Source organism: Ferrovibrio sp., from assembly GCF_046297895.1.
Lineage (GTDB): Bacteria > Pseudomonadota > Alphaproteobacteria > Ferrovibrionales > Ferrovibrionaceae > Ferrovibrio.
The window spans coordinates 198,574-214,090 of the sequence record NZ_JBKBHC010000004.1 but is presented as its reverse complement, the minus strand read 5'-3'; the positions used below and the strand labels follow the sequence as shown (position 1 = coordinate 214,090).

Below are 15,517 nucleotides of genomic sequence, written 5' to 3'. Positions count from 1 at the left end.
GTCAGCGCCCTTCGCGAAGCTGCTTGACGAAATCAACCAGTCCAACGCCGCGATGGCGTTTCAGCCTCTCGGCCCGCAGGATGGCATGCACCTGGGCCAGGCAGCGCTCGACATCATCGTTGATCACGATGTAGTCGTATTCGGCCCAGTGGCTGATTTCGTCGGCCGCTTTCGACATGCGTTTGGCCACAACTTCGGCGGAATCCTGCGCGCGGGTCTTCAGGCGCTTTTCCAGATCGCGCGTCGAGGGCGGTAGGATGAACACGCTGACCAGATCATCGCGTGCCCGCTGGCGCAGCTGCTGTGTGCCCTGCCAGTCGATATCGAACAGAATATCCTGCCCCGAGGCCAGGCGCTTCTCAACCTGTTCCTTCGGCGTGCCGTAGTAATAGTCGAACACCTTGGCATGTTCGAGCAGCTCCTGGCGATTCACCATCAGCCCGAAGGTCTCGGTATCGATGAAATGGTAATGCACGCCATCCACCTCACCCGGCCGCCGCGTCCGGGTGGTGACGGAAACCGAAAGATGCAGCTCGGGGTCGGCTTCCAGAAGGCGGCGCGAAATCGTCGTTTTGCCGGCACCCGAAGGCGAAGACAGCACCAGCATCAGTCCGCGGCGCGCGATGGATATGGAAGCTGCAGCGTCAGTCATGGAAGCATCACTCGACATTCTGGGCCTGCTCGCGCAGCCGGTCGATCACCAGTTTCAAATCAAGCCCAATGGCGGTCAGACCGGCATCGAAGGCCTTGGAGCAGAGCGTGTTGGCTTCGCGGTTGAATTCCTGCGCCAGGAAGTCGAGCTTGCGGCCCACGCCGCGCCCGTCGCCGGAACGGATCAGGCCGCGTGTCGTCTCGATATGCGCTTTCAGGCGGTCCAGCTCCTCGCGGATATCCAGTCGCGTGATCTGCAGCGCCAGTTCCTGGGCCAGGCGCTCCTCGCTGACCGGCGGCTGCTGCTCCAACAGGTCGTCGAGCTGCTGGCGCAGGCGTCGGCGCAGGGCCTCGGGTCGCACGGCTTCTGTCTCGGCGGCACGTCCGGTCAGCCCGGCGATCTCGTCCAGCAGGCCGCCGAGCACGACGGCCAGCTTGCCGCCCTCGGCGGACCGGCTCTGCGCCAGACGATCCAGGGCGGTGGCGAAACTGTCGCGAATAGCCTTTTCCAGCTCGACCCGGCTGTCCTCGGTCTCGGCGCTGGCCAGCGGTTCGACCACACCGCGCACGGCCAGAAGGCCGTCCAGTCGCGGCGCGCCGATGCCGCGCGACTCCAGCTTGGCGCCCAGGGCCAGCAGCTGTTCCAGCAGCGCCTCGTTCAGGCGATAGGCTGGCGGCGACGCATCGGCGCTTTCGGTGAACTGCAGGTTCAGCGTGACGTTGCCGCGCACGAGTCTGGCCTGGGCCAGGCCACGCAATTCAGCCTCCAGCCCATCGAAGCCGGGCGGCAGGCGGAAACGCAGCTCCAGGCCGCGGCCGTTCACCGATTTGAGTTCCCATATCCAGCTTTTGCCCGCAGCGCGTCCATCGACACGCGCGAAGCCGGTCATGCTGACGAGCGACACGATTCCCCCGGAAATGCTACGCTGCGCGGCACTATAGTGGGAAACCGTCAGAGGGTCGAGGCTAAGCCATGGATCAGACACCGCTTTCCGGCATCGTCATCACCGGTGCCTCCAGCGGAATCGGTGCCGCCCTGGCCGAGCTTTATGCTGCGCCGGGCATCCTGCTCGCGCTGACAGGCCGCGATGCCGGCCGGCTGGATGAGGTGGCCGAGCGTTGCCGCGGGCGTGGTGCGATGGTGATCGCTGAAACCGTACCCGTCACCGATGCGGACGCGATGCGCGGCTTACTGACCCGCGTGGTCGCCGCAGCACGGCTGGATCTGGTGGTCGCCAATGCCGGCGTATCGGGCGGCTTCAAGAGCTGGGACGATTTCGACGCCTATGTGCGCAGCATCACCAGCGTGAACATCGACGGCGTGCTGAACACGGTGAACCCCGCCATCCCAATCATGGCGCGCCAGCATGCGGGCCAGATCGCCATTGTCGCCTCGATGGCCGGCTTCCTTGCCATGCCCGGAGCGGTGCCGTATTCCGCGACCAAGCATTTCGCCCGCGCCTATGCCGAGGAGCTGCGCGGCCGGCTGGCACCCGTGGGCATCCGCGTTTCGGCCATCTGTCCGGGCTTCGTGGTCTCGCGCATGACCGCGCGCAACAAATTCCCCATGCCTTTCCTGATGGACACCGAAAAGGCGGCCCGCATCATCCGCGATGGACTGGCCAAGGATCGCGGCCGCATCGCCTTTCCCTGGCCGATGGTGGCGATCATGCGCGTGCTGGGCCTGCTGCCTTATCCGCTGCTCGACTGGCTGCTGCGCCGTGCGCCCGGGAAGGACTAGCGCTCAGGCTCGTCGCTCGTACCAGCCTTTGCTGGCATTCACGATATGCACGACCGAGAGCATGACCGGAACCTCGATCAGCACGCCGACCACCGTGGCCAGCGCAGCGCCGGACTGGAAACCGAACAGGCTGATGGCGGCCGCCACGGCCAGTTCGAAGAAGTTGCTGGCGCCGATCAGGGCCGAGGGGCCGGCGACGCAATGGGCAACGCCGAAGCGGCGGTTCAGCCAATAGGCCAGCCCGGCATTGAAATAAACCTGGATCAGGATCGGCACCGCCAGCAGGGCGATCACCAGCGGCTGCGCGAGTATCTGTCCGCCCTGAAAGGCAAACAGCAGGACAAGCGTGCTGAGCAGGGCCACCAGCGACAGTGGTCCCAGGCGACGCAGCAGCCCCTGCAGCGCTGCAGCGCCACCCCTTGCCAGCACATGCCGGCGCCAGGCCTGGGCCAGCACCACCGGCACGACGATATACAATGCGACCGACAGCAGCAGGGTCTGCCACGGTACCACGATGGACGACAGGCCAAGCAGCAGCCCGACGATGGGGGCAAAGGCCACCACCATGATAGCGTCGTTCAGCGCCACCTGGCTTAAGGTGAAATGCGGCTCGCCGCGCGTGAGGTTGCTCCACACGAACACCATCGCCGTGCAGGGTGCGGCCGCCAGCAGGATCAGGCCTGCGATATAGGATTCGACCTGATCGCCGGGCAGCCAGGGCCGGAACAGCCAGCCGACGAACAGCCAGCCCAGCAGGGCCATGGAAAAGGGCTTGACCGCCCAGTTGATGAACAGCGTGACGCCGATGCCGCGCCAGTGCTCCATCACCTGGCCCAGTGCCGCAAAATCGATCTTCAGCAGCATCGGGATGATCATCAGCCAGACCAGCACGGCGACCGGCAGGTTGACCTGCGCGACTTCCATGGCGCCGACAGCCTGCACCGGCCCGGGCAGCCAGTGGCCGATGGCAATACCGACGACAATGCACAGCGCGACCCAGAGCGTCAGATAACGCTCGAAAGTGGTCATTGCTGGTTTCGCGGCAGCGTCCGCCACCTCAGAGACCGACGACATAGCACTCTTACGACGCTTCGGCCATCGAACGGCCGATATCGTCGATCCGCTTTTGCAGGGCCAGTTCGTCCAGCGCCCGGATCGGTAGGTTGACGAAAACGCCGATGCGATTGCGCAGCATGCGATAGGTATCGGCAAAGGCAAGTCGCTGCTCGATCTCGCCCGTCTCCACCGCTGCCGGATCGGGCAGACCCCAATGGGCCGTCATCGGCTGGCCCGGCCAGATCGGGCAGACCTCGTTCGCGGCGTTGTCGCAGACGGTGAAGATGAAATCCATCTTAGGGGCGTCCGGCCCGGCGAATTCGTCCCAGGACTTAGACCGCAGCCTCTCGATGGAATGTCCGGATTTCTGCAGCAGGTCCAGCGCCATGGGATGCACCTGCCCCTTCGGCATGCTGCCGGCGCTATAGGCGCGGAAGCGGCCACCACCCATCTCGTTCATGATGGCTTCACCCAGGATGCTGCGCGCCGAGTTGCCGGTGCACAGGAACAGCACGTTGTAGATGCGGTCGGACATCGTCTTTTCCTTCAGGATCAAACAGGGGGCAGACTTAACCGCGACGTTGACGCGCGGCCGTCTTGTCGGGTGACTCTTGGATGGCAGTCGCGGATGGCTGGCAGACCGGCGCGCAAACCGTGCTGCCGCCACAGCAGTTTTCGGTGAGGAAGGCGACAAGGCTGTTCATCGCTGTGAAATCGGCGGCATAGAACAACTGCCGCCCGACGCGGCGCTGGGTGATCAGTCCAGCATGCAGCAACTGCTGCAGATGGAAGGTGAGCGAGGACGGCACGATGCCGAGCTGTTCGGCCAGCATCCCGGCCGAAAGGCCGTCCGGTCCCTGCTTCACCAGCAGGCGATAGGCTGTCAGGCGGTTTTCATGGGCCAAGGCCCCTAGGGCGGTGGCGGCCGGCTTGGTGTCCATGCTTTCGTTCCGATATTACGAATAATATCGAAATATTAAACCGCGCAGCATCGCTGTCAACGATATTTTGAGGATGTTCGTACTATCGCCAGATCTCAGCGGCGCTGGCTGGCACGGTAGGCGGCCACGTTGCGCAGATGCTGCTCGTAGGTCTGGGCAAAAACATGCCCGCCCTTGCCGTCGGCCACGAAGAACAGGAAATCGTGGCTTTCCGGCTGCAGCGTGGCCGCCAGGCTGGCCCGGCCCGGATGATTGATCGGGGTGGGCGGCAGGCCGTCGCTGGTATAGGTGTTCCAGGGCGACGGCCGCGTCAGGTCGTCGCGGCTCAGCGGCCGATCCAGTTCCTTCTCGCCCCTGGTGATGCCATAGGCCACCGTGGGATCCGCCTGCAGCCGCATGCCGCGTTTCAGGCGATTCAGGTAGACGCCCGCCACCCGCGGCCGCTCGGCGGCCAGCGGCGTTTCCGCCTCGACAATCGAGGCCAGGATGACGGCCTGCGCCGGATCGGCCAGCGGCAGGCCGGACGCCCGCTTGCCCCACAACTCGGCCAGCAGTTCGTCGCGCGCCTTGCGCATACGCGCCACCAGATCGGCGCGGCTGTCGCCATAAACGTAGTGATAGGTCTCGGGCAGCAGGCTGCCCTCCGGGATTGCCTCGGCAGGCCAGGTGCCCGTCATCGCCTCGGCGGCCTCCACCAGCCGCCGGATCTCGGTACTGGTCTGGCCCTCGGGGATGGTCAGGCGGCGCACCAGCACCCGCCCGGCCGCAATCCGCTCCAGCACCGTGCGCGGGCTGTCGCCCGGGGCAAACTGGTATTCGCCCGCCTTCAGCGCGGCAGACAGGCCGCCCTGCCAGACGGCCAGTTCCAGCAGACGGGCATGATCCGCCACGCCGGCCTCGACCAGCCGCTGGGCAATCCCCGACACGCCGGTGCCCCGGGGAATCAGCACGACGGCCTCGCGCTGGCCCGGTCCGGGTGCCTCAAGCCAGGATTGGAACCAGACATAGCCGCCGGCGCAGGCCAGCGCCGCCGCCAGCAAAACTGCCAGCAGCGCGCGCGTGAGCCGCTTCATCGCCGGAATTTAGGAGTCGTAACGCTTCAGCACGAGCGAAGCGTTGGTGCCGCCGAACCCGAAGGAATTCGACAGCGCCGCCCGCACCTCGCGCTGCTTGGCCTTGTGCGGCACCAGATCGAGACCGACGGCGACATCGCTGGGATCGTCCAGGTTCAGCGTCGGCGGCACGATGCCGGTCTTGATGGCCAGCGTCGAGAAGATCGCCTCCACCGCACCGGCGGCGCCGAGCAGGTGGCCGATCGAAGATTTGGTGGACGACATGGAAAGGCTGCCCATGGCATTGCCAAACAGGCGCTTCACCGCGCCCAGCTCGATCTCGTCGCCCAGCGGGGTCGAAGTGCCATGCGCGTTTACGTAGTCGATATCGGTCGGCTGCAGGCCGGCGCGCTTCAGCGCCATCTGCATGCAGCGATACGCGCCATCGCCGCTCTCATGCGGCGCCGTAATGTGATAGGCATCGCCCGAGAGGCCGTAGCCGACCACTTCGGCATAAATCTTGGCACCGCGGCGCTTGGCATGCTCCAGTTCCTCAAGCACGACGACGCCGGCGCCCTCGCCCATCACGAAACCGTCGCGCCCCTTGTCCCAGGGACGCGAAGCCTTGGTCGGCTCGTCGTTGTAGCCGGTGGAGAGCGCACGGGCCGCGGCAAAACCGGCCACGCCAAGCGGACCGATGGTGGCTTCCGCGCCGCCGGCCACCATCACGTCGGCATCGTCCAGCATGATCAGCCGGGCGGCATCGCCGATGGCATGGGCGCCGGTCGAGCAGGCCGTCACCACCGCGTGGTTCGGGCCCTTGAAGCCGTATTCGATGGAAACATGGCCGGAGACCAGGTTGATCAGACGCCCGGGCACGAAAAACGGGCTAATGCGGCGGTGCCCCTTCTCTTTCAGGGTGATCGCTGCCTCTTCGATGCCATTCAGGCCACCAATGCCCGAACCGATCAGCACGCCGGTGCGGCAGCGCTGCTCTTCGTCGGCCGGTACCCAGCCGGAATCTTTGACGGCCTGCTTCGCCGCCGCCATGCCGAAGACGATGAAATCGTCGACGCGCTTGCGCTCCTTGGCTTCCATCCATTCGTCGGGATCGAAGGCATCGGCTCGATCCGGGAAATCCGCCTTGAGCGGCACCTGACCGGCGATACGAGCCGGCATGTCGGAGGCGTCGAAACGGGTGATCTTGCCGAGGCCTGATTCACCGTTGATCAACCGGGTCCAAGTCGCTTCCACGCCGCAGGCGAGCGGCGTGACCAGGCCGAGGCCGGTGACGACGACACGACGCATGGCTGAACCTTTCGAGACGAATAAACGGAAATGCGGAACGTGGCGGCGGCGTCAGCCAGGGCTTACGACGCCGAACGCTCCTTGATGAAGTCGATCGCGTCCTTGACGGTCAGGATCTTCTCGGCGGCATCGTCGGGGATCTCAACGCCGAACTCTTCTTCGAACGCCATCACCAGCTCGACCGTGTCCAAGCTGTCGGCGCCCAGGTCGTCGATGAAGCTCGCGTTCTCGGTGACCTTTTCCTCCTCGACGCCCAGATGCTCGACGACGATCTTCTTCACGCGCTCAGCAATGTCGCTCATTTCCTAAATCCTTGTGGTTGTGGCTGCCCGCGCCGCGCTTGATGCGGCGGCAGCCGGCAGATGGGGGCCTCCCTTAGCATAGAAACCCCGCGCTTCCAAGCTGTTCCAAGGCGGCGGAACAGCCTGATTCGGTGCCGGATTTCCTTAGGAAATCATGGCCATGCCGCCGTTAACATGCAAGGTCTGTCCGGTCACGTAGGCGGCTTCCTCCGAGGCCAGATAAACCACTGCGGCGGCGATTTCCGGGCTCTGGCCGAGTCGACCGGCCGGAATCTTCTGTGAAATCATTTCCTTCTGCTGATCGGTCAGCACGTCGGTCATCGCGGTCTGGATGAACCCGGGGGCAACGCAGTTCGCCGTGATGTTGCGGGAGGCCACTTCCTGGGCCAGGGATTTGGTCATGCCGGTCAGGCCGGCCTTGGCCGCGGCGTAGTTGAGCTGGCCCGGATTGCCCGTGGCCCCCACCACCGAAGTGATGCTGATGATGCGGCCCCAGCGGCGCTTCATCATGCCCTTCAGCGAGGCGCGGGCCAGCCGGAAGGCCGCGGTCAGGTTGACGTCCAGCACGGTCTGCCAGTCCTCGTCCTTCATGCGCATGGCCAAGCCATCGCGGGTGATGCCGGCATTGTTGACCAGGATATCCACCTGGCCCATCGCCGCCTCGGCCTGACCGATCAGGCCATTCACCGCATCGGCATCGGACAGGTTGCAGGGCAGCACATGCGCGCGGCTGCCCAGCTTGGCCGCCACCTCCTGCAGCACGGCTTCACGGGTGCCCGACAGGCCCACGGTGGCGCCTTGGGCATGCAGGGCGGCGGCGATGGCCCCGCCGATACCGCCGGTGGCGCCGGTGACGAGGGCGAATTTGCCGGTCAGGTCGAACATCGCTTCGGTCTCCTAATGAGGAACGTCTGTATCAGAGGGCCTTGGCCCAGGCTTCCAGCTCGGCCGGCGAGCCGACGCTGAGCGGTTCGATGTCCTTGTCGATGCGCTTCACCAGACCGGCCAGCACCTTGCCCGAGCCCAGCTCGACCACCTGCGCCACACCCTGGGATTTCAGCCACAACACACCTTCGCGCCAGCGCACCAGACCGGTCACCTGCTGCACCAGCAGCTTCTTGATGTCGTCGGGATTGGACTCACCCTTTGCCGTCACATTCGACACGATCGGCAGCCTCGGCGCCTTCAGCGCCACCTTGCCCAGGGCTTCCGCCATGGCATCGGCCGCTGGCTGCATCATGGCGCAATGAAATGGCGCGCTGACCGGCAGCAGCATGGCGCGCTTCACGCCCTTGGCCTTGGCCACCTCGATGGCGCGTTCCACCGCGCTTTTCTTGCCCGAGATCACCACCTGGCCACCGCCATTGTCATTGGCACAGCCGACCACCTCGCCCTGCTGCGCTTCCGCCACGATCTGCTGCGCCAGGTCAAGCTCGGCGCCGAGCAGGGCGGCCATCGCACCCTCGCCCACCGGCACCGCCTTCTGCATCGACTGGCCGCGCAGCTTGAGCAGGCGGGCCGTATCGGCCACCGACAATGCGCCCATGGCGCACAGCGCGGAATACTCGCCCAGCGAATGCCCGGCGGCGAAGGCGCCCTTGGCGGCAAGATCGACGCCGAAATCCTTTTCCGCCACGCGCACCACCGCGAGGCTCACGGCCATCAGTGCCGGCTGGGCATTCTCGGTCAGCGTCAGATCGGCTTCCGGGCCCTCGAACATCAGGGCAGAGAGCTTCTGCGACAGCGCATCGTCGACTTCCTGGAACAGGTGGCGGGCGGTGGCGAAAGCCTCGGCCAGCTCCTTGCCCATGCCAACGGCCTGGCTGCCCTGGCCCGGAAAGAGGAACGCACGGCTCATTCTTTGACTCCCGATAGCGATAGGCCGGCAAGCGGCGAAAAATGCCGCGCCAGTCATAAGCCCCGGCCCCGCCCTGTCAAGCGTCCGGGTCAGGCCGCCAGCATCAGAGCTTTACAATAAGCCTTTGAAATATAATCACTTGTCGGCTGATGCCAGCGGGCCGCCACATGCTGGTCCGGCCGCAGCAGATAAGCCGTACCCGGTTTCGCCGCATAGCGCTGTGCCGCCAGCCCTTCGGCTGGCAGGCCGACCACGTTCACCCGGCCCATCAAATCCTGCGACAGCGGCGCGGTTTCCGCACCAAAGGTCAACAAGGAGAAACCGCCGCCGGCACAGCGGCGCAGCAGCCAACTCTCGCCGGCATCATCCAGCGGGGCATCCACCGCCGGTGCGCCGGGCACCGGCCCGGCGGCGAAGGTATCGCGGTCGGGCGTGGAAAGCGGACTGTCGCGGTAGGTGGTGGGCAGCGACAGGCGGCCCGAATTCACCAGGCGGCGCGCGAAGGCATGATCGGCGGCAAGATCCAGTACGGCATCGCGCAGGGCTTTTGCGGTGGCGGATTTCGGCACGATGAAATCGGTGCTGCGCGTGGAGTTGAGAATGTTTTCGTCGGCCGCCGCCACGCGCTCGCTGTCATAGCTGTCGAGCAGCGCATCCGGCGCCGTGCCGTTGAGCACATGTGCCAGCTTCCACACCAGGTTGTCGGCATCCTGCACGCCGGAATTGGCGCCGCGCGCACCGAAGGGCGAGACCTGATGCGCGGAATCGCCGATGAAGATCACGCGACCATGGCGGAAACGATCCAGCCGCCGGCACTGAAAGGTATAGACGCTGACCCAGTCGAGATCGAATTGCACGTCCTTGCCCAGCATCGCCTTCAGGCGCGGAATCACGCGTTCCGGCTGGCGTTCGGCCTCTGGATCGGCCTGCCAGCCAAGCTGCAGGTCGATGCGCCAGACATCGTCGGGCTGCTTGTGCAGCAGCGCCGAACCACCGGCATGGAACGGCGGATCGAACCAGAACCAGCGTTCTGACGGGAAATTGGCCTTCATGTGCACGTCGGCGATCAGGAAGCGGTCCTCGAAAACCTGACCACGGAAATCGAGGCCCAGCTTGCGCCGCATCGTGGACCGCGCGCCATCGGCGGCCAGCACGTAATCTGCCACCAGCGTGTAATCGCCATCGGGCGTCTCCACGCTGAGCCGCACGCCATCGTTGCCGGGAACGGCGTCGGCGACGCGGTGTTTCCAGCGCAGATCGATCAGCGGCTGTTCGCGGGCCGCCTCCACCAAATAAAGCTCGGCATAATATTGCTGCAGGTTGATGAAGGCCGGGAACTTGTGGCCGCTCTCGGGCAGCAGATCGAAGCTGTAGCGCTGGTGCGGACCGTGGAACACCTTGCCGATCTGCCAGGTCACGCCCTTGTCCAGCATGCGCTGGCCCACGCCCAGGCGGTCCCAGATTTCCAGCGTGCGCTTGGCGTAGCATATGGCGCGGCTGCCGACCGAGACGCTGTCTTCCTCGTCCAGCAGGACGCAGCCGATGCCATGGGCGGCCAGGTCGAGGGCGGCGCTCAGGCCGACCGGGCCGCCGCCGACGATGGCAACCCGGCAATGTTCGGTGCTGCCCGGCGGTGCCTGCGGGGGCCGATAGCCGAATTGCGGATAGACGAAACCGGCCATCCGTCTCCTCCCGGTCATTTTTTGGTTACATATGAAACCAATTTAGCCGGGATTTTCACCGCAGCCAAGCATTTAGCTGGCCCAAAGCCAATTAAGGCTTTCGCTCTGCCGTCAGGCAGGGTAAATTCGGGTTAACTTTGCGAAGAGGCAACCATGGCCGAACTGTCCGGCATCAAGCAGGAGCTGTATTTCGTCGGGATGAAGGTCGCCCGCGACCAGCAGCTTGCCGTGCTCAGCGCTGTCTCGGCCAGCCTTGAGAATATCAAGCAGATCACCGCCGCCGCTTCGAGCCCCACCTCGGCTGGCACGGGCAAACAGGTCGACATCAAGGTCTGACCCCGATCACGGTCTGAGCCTGCCGCGAATACAAAAAAAGCCGACCCTTGGGTCGGCTTTTTTGTTGTCCGATGGACCGGGGCTTACTTGTCGAAAGCACCCGAACGGATGGTATCCGGCAGCTTTTCCAGGCCATGCGCGGTCACCGCCTTGCCGAACAGCGCAGTCAGTTCCGCCAGGGCCATGCTCATAGCAATGGCGGCCACGATCTCGCGGCTCACGCCGCCATTCACCAAAGCCTCCCACGTCGCCACGAAGGACTCCCGGGTCACCTTGCTCTGCTCTTCTTCCGTCATCGCCATGGGCTTGCCCCCTTCGTTTTGCGAATCGGTTTCTGTATCCGCCCCTTGTTTCGCATGGTTTGGTTTCGCGAAAGTAAACAGCGCGGATGAATAGAAAGTCCGGTTCAGAATACTAGCATGAAATCATGGCCGCGCGATGCCTTCAGCCCGCGCCCAGCCCGGACCGCATTGCCCGGAACATGCTCAGGGCACGCTCCATCATAGCCCTGACGCCTTCTCCGGGTTGTATCCGGCATATCCGCACCGATGGATACCAGGGCGTGGTTTCCCCTTCTGCCCCCCAGTACCAGAGTTGCCCCCGGGTACCCGGCAGCAGCAGCAGGGTCGGCACCCCGAGGGCGGCTGCCAGATGCGCCGCCGCCGTGCTGACGCTGACAACCATGTCGAGGGCGGCGATCTGCGCTGCCTGGGCATCGATATCCTGCAGCGGATCGACCTGATCATCATGCCGGAAAGCGATATCGCCGCGCTGCTCCAGCGTCGCGGCCTCGGTCGCGGCCGGCCCGTATTGCAGGGAAACGAAATTCGCGTTCGGCTCGCGCAGAAACGGCAGCATATCGGCCAGCGCAACGGATTTCCCCGCACCCGCGCGCCTGTTGTTGCTGTTCCATGAAATGCCAACCAGAAGCCGATCGCCCGATGCATATCGCTGTCGAAAAACAGTGCGGCGCTGCGGGTCCGCCTTCAGATACGCTCTTGGATGCGACGCGAAGCTCTGGACGTCCGGTCGCAGAACGGCGCCCAGATCGCCGAATGGACGCTGGCAGGCGAGGCGCAATGCCGAGACATCCAGGACAGAATCATTGGCCAGCACCTCGAGCCCCGGAAACGACCGGCCGAACAGCGGCACCAGCCGCCGGTCTGTCGCCACCACGACATCCGCGCCCTTTTCCTGCAACCCGGGCAGCAGACTTGAGAACAGGATTTCGTCGCCGATCCCCTGTTCCTGCCAGACCAGCAGGCGGCCTGGCGGCGGAAAGCTTCCATCCCAGGCCGGCAGGCCCCGTCCCGAATCCGGCGTGCTCCAGCCGCTGCTCCTGAAGCGCCAGGCGAAATGCGGCCATGCCTCGGCATAGCGCGCCTGATGCAAACGCATCATGCCCAGGTTGTTATGGGCATCGGCGTCGTCGGGGTATTTGTCCAGCAGACCAAGATATAACCGCTCGGCCTCGTCGAAGCGCTTTTGCAATTCCCGGATGTTGGCCAGGTTCCCGGTGGCGATCCGGCTGTTCGGATCGAGTTCCAGCGCCTTGCGGCAGACTGCTTCCGCCGCGTCGAGATTGCCACGCCGGATTTCAGCCCCGGCCAGATTGCCTTGGATCTGCGCCAGCATTGTCGCATCCGAGGCTAGCGGCAGTGCCTGCCGATAGGCGTCGCAGGCCTCCTCGACCCGATCCAGCCTGAACAGCAACTGGCCATATTCGATCCGCAGGGCGACATTGGTAGGATTCCGCGACAGGATTTTTTCCACCCATTCCACGGCCTGCGGAATCCGGCCCGCTTCCCGGTAGGCCCATGTCAGCAATATGGCTGCCTGCATGTCCTCGGGTTTCAGGGCCAAGGATCGCTCCAGCACCGCAATCGCCGCCGCGCCTTCGCCGCGATCGATGAGAATGCGGCCGATCTGCCGCAGGGCGTCGGTGCAATCGGGTTTCAGCGCCACCACCGCGCGATATTTGCGCTCGGCGGTTTCCAGATCGCCCTGCAAATCCGCCAGGCCGGCCTGCAGGAACTGCCGGTCGGCAATCGGCAGGTCCTTGTCGTCGAGAAAGGCGACCAGCCTTTGCGCGGCGGCCAGATTCTTCTGCTCCAGTTCGCTGCGGGCCAGAAGGAAAAGCTTGCGGCTGTGGCCTGGGCTTCGCGGAAGCAAATCGGCGAAAGCCGTGCAGGCCCGCTCGCGCTCGCCGGCATACCAGTCGGTGAGCGCGAGATTGAAGGCGGCATCGGTGAAACCGGGAGCCGCGGTCAGCGCCGCGGAGAAATGGCTGCGGGCAGCGTCCCAGTCTTTGCGCATATGGGCTAGCAGCCCCAGATTGTTGTGTGCCTCGTGATGACCGGGCTGGATCTGCAGGGCGTGGCGATAGGCTGCCGAGGCCTCGTCCTGCTGCTGCAGGGCCTTGTGAATATTGCCCAGGCTATTCCGGTAATCGGCGATGCCGGGGTTGAGCGCCACTGCCCGCTCGACGAAAGGCAGGCCTTCCTGCGGATGGCCCGATTGCTCCAGCGCAAAGCCCAGCAGATGCAGGGCATCGCCATTCTCTGGCTGCTGCTGCAGCACAAAGCGGTATAGCTGGATCGCTTCGGCGAGCCTTCCCGACTGATGCAGGTGGACGGCGGCGTGGAGGGCTTTTTGCCAATCCATTGCAATAGCCAGTGCCCGTCGCAGGCCGCCTGCCGCAATTCCGGCTTACTTGAGGCCGTCCATGATGTTGCGGTTGATCTCGATCAGGGGTTCGAGGTCCTGCGACTCGCCTGCCGTGATCTTATCGGTGTGCCGGTTGACGAAGATGCAGATGTTGATCAGCGACACCTTCAGATCGCGGCTCATCGGATTGGCATCATCCAGAACCTCGGGCATCAGATGGTTCCAAACATCCCGGTTCCAGCCGATCGCCGAGGCGATCTTGGCCACGTCGGCCGGGTTGCCGCTTTGCATCAGGGGGCGGACATCCATCAACGCCCGAGTGACCGCCGAGAACAGCCGGTATTCAAGCTGCCGGGGCGTCTCAAGGGTGTTTTGCGCCGTCAGGTACGGATTCTTTCCCGCCATCGAGCAGTCTCCTCTCAACTTCAATCAGGCGCCGGGCCAACTTCAGCAGGCGGAAATAGTCGCGCTGCGCCAAGGCGGCGCCAATACTGGCAATCAGGGCATTCGTACTCGGGGCAGCCTTAACGAACTCCAAACAGAGTTCGGCAATCTTGGGATAATATTCGTCAAATTTCTCATCCCAGAGATAGGTCAGCTGACAGAAATAGTAGATTTCCTTGCCAATCGTATCGATGTCTTCCGGCTTCATGATGTGTTTCTCGCGGAGAAACGAAGCCTTGTTCTCGATGATGATACTGGCCGATTTCGACAGGCTGAGGACGGCCCGGTTGAGGATGAATTTCTCGCCGGCCTTGAGTGTGATGATGAGCGGCACGCCTATCGCAGAAGGGGAATGCCCCTCCTCCCTGATTTGATTCGGATTGGAACAGGGCTAGACCTGTTGGGCCGCCGCGTCAAGGAATCTGCGCCCGCGTGTTTTGAAAAGGAATAAGCAAAAAAGAAAGGGGGCCTTGCGGCCCCCTTTCCGGATCGGATGTTCAGACTGCCGATTAACGGAACAGGCTGAGCAGGGTGTTCGGCTGCTGGTTGGCGATCGACAGCGCCTGGATGTTGAGCTGCTGACGGACCTGCAGGGACTGCAGGGTCGCGCTCTCCGCGGCGACGTCGGCGTCGACCAGGGCGCCGAGGCCCTTCTTGGTGGCATCGACCAGATCGTCCACGAAGCCCTTCTGCAGGCTGATCGAACGCGACTGGGCGGCGATCTGCGCGGACAGCGAGTTGACCAGGGACTCCAGGGCGGTCAGACCAACCATCGCCGAACTGTAGTTCGCAGCAGCGGTGTACTGGTTGACCACCGAGGTAAAGGTCACCGACACCTGCGAAGCCAGGCCGGTGTTGCTCTGCAGCGTCAAGGTCGTGCCGGACACGTCGGCCACGAAGGTCACCGTGGTGCCCGTCGCGTCGGTGTTCAGCAGGTTCTTGCCGTTGTAGGTCGCCTGGGTGATGTAGTTGGTGATCTGCGAGACCAGCTGCTTGGTGTCGTTGACATACACGTCGCGCTGGGCGGTGGTCAGCGAGCCGTCGGCCAGGTTGGCGAACTTGGCCTTGATGTCGCCGATCAGGTTCGAGATGCCGGTCAGAGCGGCAGCGGTCACCTGACCAAGGCCTTCACCGGCAGCCAGCGAGGACTGAACCGAGGCATAGGCCTTGATGTTGCCGCGGATGCCCTGGGCAACGGCGAATACGGCGGCGTCGTCCGAAGCGTCGGCCACCTTGAAACCGGTCTGAACTCGCTTGGAGGTCTTATCGAGTTCGCTGTTGATGCCGCGCAGAGACGACAGGGCAACGAGCGCACCAACGTTGGTATTAACGGAATTGGGCATTGGGTAACTCCTTTTCTAGGATTAAGGCATATGCCTGATCAGCCCTCTTTTGAGAACTGTGCGTGATTGATACAGGACTCATCGGCAGCCCGTCAATAGGGATTCTTTCGAATTTCGGGTTAACTAGTTGATAAGC

Annotated in this window: 18 protein-coding genes; 2 read left to right on the top strand and 16 right to left on the bottom strand. The window is 64.0% G+C overall.

Features of this window, described 5'->3' with window-relative positions; all coding sequences use genetic code 11:
- Position 1: 1 nt before the first annotated feature.
- Together gmk and ACK4FK_RS08165 are read right to left on the bottom strand one after the other, a co-directional pair.
- Entirely contained in the window at positions 2-652 is a 651-nt protein-coding gene (gmk, locus tag ACK4FK_RS08170) for a guanylate kinase (RefSeq protein ID WP_409743701.1), read from the bottom strand.
- A gap of 7 nt (positions 653-659) precedes the next feature.
- Entirely contained in the window at positions 660-1,556 is an 897-nt protein-coding gene (locus tag ACK4FK_RS08165; RefSeq protein WP_409743698.1) for a YicC/YloC family endoribonuclease, read from the bottom strand.
- 68 nt (positions 1,557-1,624) lie between these two features.
- On the opposite strand from ACK4FK_RS08165, the gene ACK4FK_RS08160 reads away from it, so the two are divergent.
- On the top strand, positions 1,625-2,392 hold the full coding sequence (locus ACK4FK_RS08160) for an SDR family NAD(P)-dependent oxidoreductase (RefSeq protein ID WP_409743695.1): 768 nt from the start codon (positions 1,625-1,627) through the stop codon (positions 2,390-2,392).
- A 3-nt stretch (positions 2,393-2,395) separates the two neighbouring features.
- On the opposite strand, the gene arsB is transcribed toward ACK4FK_RS08160, so the two are convergent.
- From arsB to ACK4FK_RS08115, 9 genes are all read right to left on the bottom strand, one after another.
- Positions 2,396-3,421, bottom strand: coding sequence for an ACR3 family arsenite efflux transporter (arsB, locus tag ACK4FK_RS08155; protein ID WP_409743693.1), 1,026 nt, complete (start codon positions 3,419-3,421; stop codon positions 2,396-2,398).
- A gap of 52 nt (positions 3,422-3,473) precedes the next feature.
- The gene (locus tag ACK4FK_RS08150) at positions 3,474-3,983 is read right to left on the bottom strand and encodes an arsenate reductase ArsC (RefSeq protein ID WP_409743690.1); all 510 of its coding nucleotides are present in this window, start codon (positions 3,981-3,983) and stop codon (positions 3,474-3,476) included.
- A 34-nt stretch (positions 3,984-4,017) separates the two neighbouring features.
- Complete coding sequence (locus tag ACK4FK_RS08145; protein WP_409743687.1) at positions 4,018-4,389, bottom strand: ArsR/SmtB family transcription factor; 372 nt, start codon at positions 4,387-4,389, stop codon at positions 4,018-4,020.
- A gap of 95 nt (positions 4,390-4,484) precedes the next feature.
- The gene (gene mltG, locus ACK4FK_RS08140; protein WP_409743684.1) at positions 4,485-5,462 is read right to left on the bottom strand and encodes an endolytic transglycosylase MltG; all 978 of its coding nucleotides are present in this window, start codon (positions 5,460-5,462) and stop codon (positions 4,485-4,487) included.
- A gap of 9 nt (positions 5,463-5,471) precedes the next feature.
- A complete protein-coding gene (fabF, locus tag ACK4FK_RS08135; protein ID WP_409743681.1) occupies positions 5,472-6,749 on the bottom strand; it encodes a beta-ketoacyl-ACP synthase II in 1,278 nt (425 codons plus the stop codon).
- Between the two features lie 62 nt (positions 6,750-6,811).
- Positions 6,812-7,051 carry an acyl carrier protein gene (locus ACK4FK_RS08130; RefSeq protein ID WP_374304445.1) on the bottom strand — a complete coding sequence of 80 codons (240 nt, stop codon included), beginning with the start codon at positions 7,049-7,051 and terminating at the stop codon, positions 6,812-6,814.
- 144 nt (positions 7,052-7,195) lie between these two features.
- A complete protein-coding gene (fabG, locus tag ACK4FK_RS08125; protein ID WP_409743678.1) occupies positions 7,196-7,936 on the bottom strand; it encodes a 3-oxoacyl-[acyl-carrier-protein] reductase in 741 nt (246 codons plus the stop codon).
- 31 nt (positions 7,937-7,967) lie between these two features.
- Complete coding sequence (fabD, locus tag ACK4FK_RS08120) at positions 7,968-8,909, bottom strand: ACP S-malonyltransferase (protein WP_409743677.1); 942 nt, start codon at positions 8,907-8,909, stop codon at positions 7,968-7,970.
- Between the two features lie 89 nt (positions 8,910-8,998).
- On the bottom strand, positions 8,999-10,591 hold the full coding sequence (locus ACK4FK_RS08115) for an FAD-dependent oxidoreductase (protein ID WP_409743674.1): 1,593 nt from the start codon (positions 10,589-10,591) through the stop codon (positions 8,999-9,001).
- Between the two features lie 153 nt (positions 10,592-10,744).
- On the opposite strand from ACK4FK_RS08115, the gene ACK4FK_RS08110 reads away from it, so the two are divergent.
- Positions 10,745-10,927, top strand: a complete 183-nt coding sequence (locus tag ACK4FK_RS08110) for a hypothetical protein (protein ID WP_409743672.1) — start codon at positions 10,745-10,747, stop codon at positions 10,925-10,927.
- 83 nt (positions 10,928-11,010) lie between these two features.
- Here ACK4FK_RS08110 and ACK4FK_RS08105 read toward each other — a convergent pair whose 3' ends face one another.
- The 5 genes from ACK4FK_RS08105 to ACK4FK_RS08085 form a co-directional block, all read right to left on the bottom strand.
- On the bottom strand, positions 11,011-11,229 hold the full coding sequence (locus tag ACK4FK_RS08105) for a hypothetical protein (protein ID WP_409743669.1): 219 nt from the start codon (positions 11,227-11,229) through the stop codon (positions 11,011-11,013).
- A gap of 142 nt (positions 11,230-11,371) precedes the next feature.
- Positions 11,372-13,591, bottom strand: a complete 2,220-nt coding sequence (locus tag ACK4FK_RS08100; RefSeq protein WP_409743666.1) for a tetratricopeptide repeat protein — start codon at positions 13,589-13,591, stop codon at positions 11,372-11,374.
- Between the two features lie 45 nt (positions 13,592-13,636).
- Positions 13,637-13,999: a flagellar biosynthesis regulator FlaF gene (gene flaF / locus ACK4FK_RS08095; RefSeq protein ID WP_409743663.1), complete on the bottom strand. Its 363-nt coding sequence runs from the start codon at positions 13,997-13,999 to the stop codon at positions 13,637-13,639.
- The gene (locus ACK4FK_RS08090) at positions 13,956-14,372 is read right to left on the bottom strand and encodes a flagellar biosynthesis repressor FlbT (RefSeq protein WP_409743660.1); all 417 of its coding nucleotides are present in this window, start codon (positions 14,370-14,372) and stop codon (positions 13,956-13,958) included. Before ACK4FK_RS08090 ends, flaF begins: the two co-directional genes overlap by 44 nt.
- Positions 14,373-14,547: 175 nt before the next feature.
- Positions 14,548-15,381 carry a flagellin gene (locus ACK4FK_RS08085; protein WP_409743657.1) on the bottom strand — a complete coding sequence of 278 codons (834 nt, stop codon included), beginning with the start codon at positions 15,379-15,381 and terminating at the stop codon, positions 14,548-14,550.
- Between the last annotated feature and the right edge of the window lie 136 nt (positions 15,382-15,517).

What these genes read in the sequence shown, in the direction of transcription:
- fabD (WP_409743677.1), bottom strand. Translation starts at nt 8,909, where the DNA reads ATGAGCCGTGCGTTCCTCTTTCCGGGCCAGGGCAGCCAGGCCGTTGGC.
- ACK4FK_RS08105 (WP_409743669.1), bottom strand. Translation starts at nt 11,229, where the DNA reads ATGGCGATGACGGAAGAAGAGCAGAGCAAGGTGACCCGGGAGTCCTTC.
- arsB (WP_409743693.1), bottom strand. Translation starts at nt 3,421, where the DNA reads ATGACCACTTTCGAGCGTTATCTGACGCTCTGGGTCGCGCTGTGCATT.
- ACK4FK_RS08085 (WP_409743657.1), bottom strand. Translation starts at nt 15,381, where the DNA reads ATGCCCAATTCCGTTAATACCAACGTTGGTGCGCTCGTTGCCCTGTCG.
- ACK4FK_RS08110 (WP_409743672.1), top strand. Translation starts at nt 10,745, where the DNA reads ATGGCCGAACTGTCCGGCATCAAGCAGGAGCTGTATTTCGTCGGGATG.
- gmk (WP_409743701.1), bottom strand. Translation starts at nt 652, where the DNA reads ATGACTGACGCTGCAGCTTCCATATCCATCGCGCGCCGCGGACTGATG.
- ACK4FK_RS08115 (WP_409743674.1), bottom strand. Translation starts at nt 10,591, where the DNA reads ATGGCCGGTTTCGTCTATCCGCAATTCGGCTATCGGCCCCCGCAGGCA.
- ACK4FK_RS08130 (WP_374304445.1), bottom strand. Translation starts at nt 7,051, where the DNA reads ATGAGCGACATTGCTGAGCGCGTGAAGAAGATCGTCGTCGAGCATCTG.
- ACK4FK_RS08100 (WP_409743666.1), bottom strand. Translation starts at nt 13,591, where the DNA reads ATGGATTGGCAAAAAGCCCTCCACGCCGCCGTCCACCTGCATCAGTCG.
- flaF (WP_409743663.1), bottom strand. Translation starts at nt 13,999, where the DNA reads ATGGCGGGAAAGAATCCGTACCTGACGGCGCAAAACACCCTTGAGACG.
- fabF (WP_409743681.1), bottom strand. Translation starts at nt 6,749, where the DNA reads ATGCGTCGTGTCGTCGTCACCGGCCTCGGCCTGGTCACGCCGCTCGCC.
- ACK4FK_RS08145 (WP_409743687.1), bottom strand. Translation starts at nt 4,389, where the DNA reads ATGGACACCAAGCCGGCCGCCACCGCCCTAGGGGCCTTGGCCCATGAA.
- ACK4FK_RS08160 (WP_409743695.1), top strand. Translation starts at nt 1,625, where the DNA reads ATGGATCAGACACCGCTTTCCGGCATCGTCATCACCGGTGCCTCCAGC.
- mltG (WP_409743684.1), bottom strand. Translation starts at nt 5,462, where the DNA reads ATGAAGCGGCTCACGCGCGCGCTGCTGGCAGTTTTGCTGGCGGCGGCG.
- fabG (WP_409743678.1), bottom strand. Translation starts at nt 7,936, where the DNA reads ATGTTCGACCTGACCGGCAAATTCGCCCTCGTCACCGGCGCCACCGGC.
- ACK4FK_RS08150 (WP_409743690.1), bottom strand. Translation starts at nt 3,983, where the DNA reads ATGTCCGACCGCATCTACAACGTGCTGTTCCTGTGCACCGGCAACTCG.